Annotated in this window: 3 protein-coding genes; all 3 read right to left on the reverse strand. The window is 58.5% G+C overall.

Annotation, left to right across the window (positions count from 1 at the left end; translation table 11 throughout):
* Nucleotides 1–61 precede the first annotated feature (61 nt).
* Entirely contained in the window at nucleotides 62–928 is an 867-nt protein-coding gene (locus tag ACIREA_RS23140; protein WP_397384711.1) for an alpha/beta hydrolase, read from the reverse strand.
* Between the two features lie 22 nt (nucleotides 929–950).
* A complete protein-coding gene (locus ACIREA_RS23145; RefSeq protein ID WP_397384712.1) occupies nucleotides 951–2240 on the reverse strand; it encodes a hypothetical protein in 1290 nt (429 codons plus the stop codon).
* Nucleotides 2241–2273: 33 nt separating this feature from the next.
* On the reverse strand, nucleotides 2274–6868 hold a 4595-nt coding region (locus tag ACIREA_RS23150; RefSeq protein ID WP_397384713.1), incomplete at its 5' end, for an alpha-2-macroglobulin family protein.

Below are 6868 nucleotides of genomic sequence, written 5' to 3' on the forward strand. Positions count from 1 at the left end.
ATGCAGGCACAGCCTCACCATAGTCCGGTTCGGGGCACAAGCCACCACACAGATGAGGGGATCACGGAATGTATCCCATCGACTTCATCCATTCCGCCACGCGGTTTGGCCAGTCGTTCACAGGCCCGCCGCTTTTGCGCATGCCGAAACCGTGGCCTCCTTTGGCGTAAATGTGCAGTTCGCAGGGAATGTTGAGCTTTTTGTATTCAAGATAGAGCAATGCGCTCGCGCTGGCCGGCCACGGATCATCATTGGCATGAATGAAGCACATCGGCGGTGATTTAGCCGTAACTTCAAAACCTGGCAGCAGATGCGAGATGTCCTCTTTGCTGACGAGGTAGGCCGGGTAAACCGGGATGGCGAAATTCGGTGTCGCGTCCTCGACATCGAGAGCAGGATCAGTCGTGTAAGTCCGCGCATTCGCATGCAGCGCCGTCATCACGGTCAGATGCCCGCCGGCGGAGAAGCCGAGGATGCCGATGCGATCTGGCTTGAGACCCCACTCTGCTGCGTGATGACGAATGATGCCCATCGCGCGCTGTGCATCCTGCAAAGCCTCGCGGCCTGGGTCCTTCGGATCACGCTTCGGCACACGGTATTTGAGCAGAATGCCGGTGACACCATGCTGTTTGAGAAATTCACACACCTGCGAGCCTTCATGCTCATAAGCGAGAATGCCATAGCCACCACCAGGGCACACCATCACCGCTGTGCCATTGGGTTTCTCCGGTTTGAAAACCGTGATCATGGGATCGGTCACGTTCGTGATGCGCTGCACATCATCTGCCGATTTTTTCGGCACTTCCTTCTCAGCCTCGATCTTCACCCCGGGCTGTTCTGGCGCACCTCCCGGCCAAAGTTTCACAACGATCGGTTCGGCGGCAAAAAGCGACGAAGAGACAAACAGAAGGGCGGGAATGAGCTTCATGGTGCCGCCAATGGAGCGGAAATCACCTCGCAACGCAAGGCAGCATCATCGCATCCCGCATGCCGTGGAGGATTTTTTTGTCCGCCGGACAGACCGTGGCCAGCACCCCTCCGAGAGCCGGGTCATTGTCTTCCTCAGACGCAGCAAAATAATAAGGGCACAACCGCACCCGGCTCTGCATCGCCCGCGTGGCCTGCTTGTCTTCATCCCAGGCCGGATGCGTCACCACCTTGGCGCGATGAAACCCCTGCAACACGAAAGGATTCGTCGGGAAGCTAGCTAAAGCCTCATCAATCGCCGTGCCCCACTGCTCTTGTGACAAATCGTGCCCGATGAACACCCCTCGCGAGCCCCAGCCACGCTCCGAAAAACCGCTGATCTTCAGCACGAGCTGCCGCTGCTTGCCACCGAAGGCTTTCATCTCATGCCAGCTCTGAATATCGAGCTTCGGCCACACCGCAAAGGGCGGCAGTGGCACAGGATCGACCACCCAGCCCATCGGGATACATTTCTGCAAAAGCGCCAGATGCTCAGCACTAAGCGCCGACTTCCAATAATCCGCCAGCGTGGGCGACCAAAACAGCGCGAGCCATAGCTTCTCTTCGAGGAAGGCTTTGATCGGCGGCGTGAAGTTAAGCTCACCACGTTCCGCCATGCGCAGCATCACATCGGCGTTTTCCACGTTCGCGAGATCAAACAGCTCGAAAAAGCGGTAAATTGCAGCGCCGTTGAGTTCGTAAGGCTGAACCTCCCATGGCCGCAGCACGCGGCGGCCCAACCGTTCCGCCAGCCAGCTCATTTCAGGGAGGTAATCGCCCGATTCACGTGAGATGAGGATGTCCTCGCCCGGAAATGCAGCGGCAAACGCCTCAATCATTCCAGCAGCCCCGCCGATCACATCTTGACCCAACGCTGCGTAGGTCTCATTCAGCCAAGCTGTTAAACCGATGCCGCCGGGAAGCGAATCCAGCTCCGAGATGGTGACTCCTGTTTCCGTCAGCACCAAGTCAGGACGCAGCACGCGTGGCAGGTCCTCATGCCAGCGCGGATTCCGCCCCAGTTCAATCACCCGCTGCGGCTTGCCCTGATCCACCAGCTTCGCCACCCATGGATAAGCGTCATCAAAGTAGAGCTGATTGCACGCCCGCTGAAATGCGCGCAGCGCCGGCCCTAGATTGCGAATCAACGTCACCGTTGCCGCATCCAAAGCAAACGCCTCTGGAGAAAGCACCCATTCCTTCTCCGCAAAGAAGCCCTGCTCCGGAAAGGAAGCGCGGATTTGGGAGATAGATTCAGCAGCAGATACTGTCATTGAAAACGATTACGACGGACGAATTCATCTGTCTCACTTCACTTCGGCGACTTTCGTATTTCCCGAAGGCAGCGTACGAATGCGCTGCGTCGGGCTGAGGCCGTATTTATCGGGCTGATACATGGCTTCGATGCGGGCAGGTGGAGCGGTGGTGTCCCCTTCGGCGATGACGCGAGCGAGGTATTGCAGGCTGAACTTGCCTTTGGCTGGTGAGAAGTCGGTGAAGAACAGGGCGCGGTCCGTGCGGATTTCCCGGTGGTCGCAGAACCAGGCCTGGGTGCCGTCGGGAAGTTGGTCGCCTTCGCGTTCACTCTGGGTACCGAACTCAGGATTAATGGCCTCGAAGACCGCAGGCAGGGCGTCGTCGATGGCGAGGTAGCGATCACCGCCGCCAATCTCGATCTTGAGCGTGACGACCACCATGTCTCCGACGCGGAGATCATCGGTTCCGGAGGTGGAGCCGTCCATGTTCAGTTCTTCGTAACTGCGCTCGATGGCGTAGCCTTTGTTCTCACCGGCAAAAGCGCGCTGAGGTGGGAAGCTGCGCGCTTCGATGCGACCGTAGATCTCGCGGCCAGCGGGGAGTTCAACACTAAGCGGTTTGGCACTGAGCGCCTGATTGAGCGCGAAATTCACACGAGTGCTAGAGAACCCTGCGGCAAGATTGAGCGGAATGGCCTGGGTATCCCAATGCCCCGTCGCAGCGAGCGGTTCGCCGACCTTTTTCAGGCTGCGTTCATAGGCGGCCAGTGCGGTCAGCGTCCAGGCATTGGTGAAGGTGTTGCCCCACTCACCGCGCCCATTGCGCGATTGCAGGATCGAGACGGCAAGATTCTCCGCGTCTTCAGTGAGGCCGAGGTGCGTGTAACAGATCAAACGCAGCGCCTTGTTCGCACCGTTGCCGGCCCAGTGGCTCCAAACGACAGGTCGTGGTGCTGGCGCGGGTGTAGCCTTGGCCTTCGTTTCCGTTTTGGATTTGGATTTGGCCACGGTTTTGGACTTGGCATTGGCGACCTTGGCCTTGCTGTCTGCCTTCGCAGGCGCGGGATGCTCGACAGGTTTCCAGCCAAGCGTGTCCTTGATCTGCTGCTCGGGAGCGTTGCTCAGGCACATGGAAAGCGCGAGGTAGAGTCGGGCGATTTCTGGCAGGTGTTCGCGTCTGCCAAAAAGCAGGTTCTGATAGGCAGGCTCGGGCTTCCCTGCCTTAGCGAGGGTGTAGAGCGCCAGAGCGGAATCGGTGATGTTGTAGAGGTCTTTTTCCTCATCAAGGCCACGCAGCTTCTTCGAGAGGAACTCGACGAGCTTGTTGATCACATCCGCAGGCACATCAGCGCCTTGATCGCGTGCACGCAGCAGCATCATGCCGCCGTAAGCACTGCCCCAGAAGCTGGACTCGGTGCCGCCGGGCCAGTAGGCGAGGCCGCCTTCATCTGTGGTCATTTGCAGGAGTTTGTCCACGCCAGCCTGCACGACCTGCTTGGCTTTGCCGCCTCCGAGTTGATCGGGAAAAAGCGGCTCGTATTTACCGAGGGCGAGCCAGGGCATCGTGGCCGAGGTCGTCTGTTCAACGCAGCCATACGGATAGTGCAGCAGGTAATCGAGAGCATCGCGGACCTCAAAGAGGCGGCTGTTGCTGATGCCGAGCGAGAGCGATCCTTCGCCTTCGAGCAGCGCGGGGTTCACGTCCTTGAGGAGGTTTTCGTTCGGTTCATCGGCTTTGAGCCGCGTGTAGCTCACGTAGCGCAGCTCGGGCACGGGATGATTCACCTCAAAGGTCGACTCTGTGCCGTCACTGGCTGCAGCAGGCCAGTTCACACCGCGTGCAGTCCATTTCCATTTCGCGGTGCCAAGTTGCACAAACTGCACCGGGAAAGCGGTGGCGGCGGTCTCACCGGCTTTGATTTGCAGGATGATCTTCTGCTGCTTGCCACTGCCTCCGGCATCAGCCTTCAGCGCAGCAGGAACGAAATCGCGCTTCTCCTGGATGAAGTTCGCCGTGGCATCGAGTTCGAGCGTTACCTCCACTGCACCAGCGTTTGGCGTGGTGTTGTGAACAACGGCTTTGACGAGGAATTCATCCCCCAGGCGGGCAAAACGTGGAACAGCGGGCTCAATCATGAGCGGCTTGTTGATCTTGAAGGCGGATTCACCGCTGCCAAAACGATCCACGCCCTGAGCGGCGACGGCCATGATGCGATAGCGCGTGAGATTGTCCGGCGCAGTGACGCTGGCAGTCAGCCTGCCCTGCGCATCTGTGGTCCCAGAGGCAAGCCACAGCGGTGTAACGATGAAGTTTTTGCGAATGTTCGCGTTCGGCCCGTTGCCCTCACCGTCCCCCCCACCGACGACGAAACCCTTGTTGCCCCGGTCACGTGCAGAAGCCTCTTCAGACAGCAGATTGTCAAAGGAGGTGAAGCTGTCGATGGCGAGCGGCAGTTCGGCGTGAAAATACGCGGAAGGATCAGGCGTCTCATGCTTCATGAGGCTGAGCACACCTTCATCCACGGCGTAGAGCGTCACATCGGCCCCAGAGACGGCAGCACCTTTGGCATCGGTGATCGTCGTGTTGATTTTCACCTCTTCTGCAGGACGCACTTCATCATGATCCGGCTTCACCGCGAGTTTAAGCTCCTTCGCATCCGACTCAACCGTCAGAGCACAGTATCCGAGGCGATACTCCGGCATCTTGTGCTGCTTGGTGCTGGCGGCAGAACCACGGATGACGATGACGGAGACGAAGACATTGGGGAACTCGTCTTCACCGAGCGGCACGCGGATGATCGGATTTTCGAGTGTGAGTTCGGTCACAAACTGGCGATGCAGCTTGTTGCGCTCCACCGTGACAAGGGCAGTGCCAGCAATGGGTGTCTTGACCACGATGACAGCATCCTCACCAGGCTTGAGGGTGGTTTTCTCCGGCTGGAGGTTCATGCGGTTGCCATCCTCCATCGCCCATGGGAACTCTTTGCCTCCGACTGCATAGAACGGCATGCGGGAGAGCACCTTCGTGCCTTTGGCATCCACAGACTCTGCGGTGACGAAATACACACCACCGCTGGCGGGGGTGAATGGAACAGTGACCGAGGGAGCGGAACCTGCTGTAACGGCTTTCAGATCGAAACTCTGCTTCAGCTCCTCACGAAGAATGACCTGGTCCTTGGTCGTCGATCCGCCGCCAGCGGTGGCGATTTTGAGCGTGTGGTATTCCTGGCGCTCGACCTTGAAATCGACGTGCACATTGCCTGCGGCAGGAGCGCCTTTGGAATCAATCGCGACGACTTCAAGCTGCAGTGCCTTGCCAGCGCTGCCGAAATAATCAGGACCTTTGAGGCCCAGAAGGAAGTTCGCGCCGGGGACTTCAAACTCAGCGGTGGAGCTAATAGTCTGTTCGTTGATGTCGGTGACTTCAGCATTCACCCGTACGCGCTGTGGCAGCGCGGCGCGGTCTAGCGGCGGCTGCGGCATTTCGAGCGAGGCTGTGCCATCTTCCGCCAGGAAGAGATTGCCATTCACAAACCATTCGTTTTCCACGTCGTCATTTTCATGACCGGCGTAGTCGCCATCGGCATCACGATCCTGGGCATAATGTGACCATGCAGGTGCTTCGCCGAAATGATACTGGCGGTAGGACTCCGGCGCTTCGTAGTCACGCTGCGAGTTTGCGCTCCACTGCACTTTGGCGACAGAGAGAGCCTTGCCCATGTAATAGTTCGCACTGAGCGGCACATGAATGCGGTCGGGCTGATACTTGATGGCTTTCGTGTCCAGCTTCACCTCAAAGGTGTTCGGCTTGTAGTCATCAATGCGGAAGGTCATACCGCCACCGTCATTGCTCTGACTGTTCGGATTGGCCGCCTTGAGATTGATCGAAAGATCATACCAGCCGGCAGGGCCGGTCGGAAGCACAAGATCATCCGCCCAGGCACCGCCGGCGGTGAATGTGACAGGTTTGTCGATCACGATGCGGTAGCGTGGATCGCGAATGACAAGACGTCCCTGGGCGGGTGCTTGATCGAGGCTCAAATCATCACCAATGAGCAGCCGGGTGTGAGCCTTGAAATGCGCCGTGTCACCGGGCTTGTAGAGCGGTCGGTCGGAAAAGACAAAGGTGCGCCGCTGCGGCTGCCAGACGTTTTCATAGGCCTGCGAGATGTCGTAGGGAATGGAGATGCTGCTGTCGTTGCACTCAATGACGGCGCAATCCCCGTTCTTTTCAGCAAGCACGAATGCAGGTGTGGCCCCCGGTGCGGTGGCGATGCCACTGGCATCCGTATCCCCGTAGCCGATGAGCTTTAAATCAGTGTCGACAAGGGTGAGACGCACGCCTGGCACAGGCTTGCCTGTTTCCAGCGAGGTCACGAAGACCATCGACTCGCGACCATTGCTCTTTTGCATGATGCCCAGATCGGTGAACTGCACGAGCGTCTGGGTGACAACGCCTTTCTGCTCGATCCCATCAGCCGCGGTGCCTTCGAGTTCGATAAACAGCGGCGCAGCAGGAAAATCGCCGAGCACTTCGCGCCAGTTCAGCTTCAGGATCTCGCTGTGATCCAGCGGCTTGTTCACCGGAAAGCTACGGTCAAACACCTGTGTGCCGGGGTAGGCATCGATGGACTGCGTCTTGTAAG

The organism is Prosthecobacter sp., assembly GCF_044373815.1.
In the GTDB taxonomy this organism is placed as follows: Bacteria; Verrucomicrobiota; Verrucomicrobiia; order Verrucomicrobiales; family Verrucomicrobiaceae; genus Prosthecobacter.

Coding starts and splice junctions, on each gene's coding strand:
- ACIREA_RS23140 (WP_397384711.1), bottom strand. CDS start 928: ATGAAGCTCATTCCCGCCCTTCTGTTTGTCTCTTCGTCGCTTTTTGCC.
- ACIREA_RS23145 (WP_397384712.1), bottom strand. CDS start 2,240: ATGACAGTATCTGCTGCTGAATCTATCTCCCAAATCCGCGCTTCCTTT.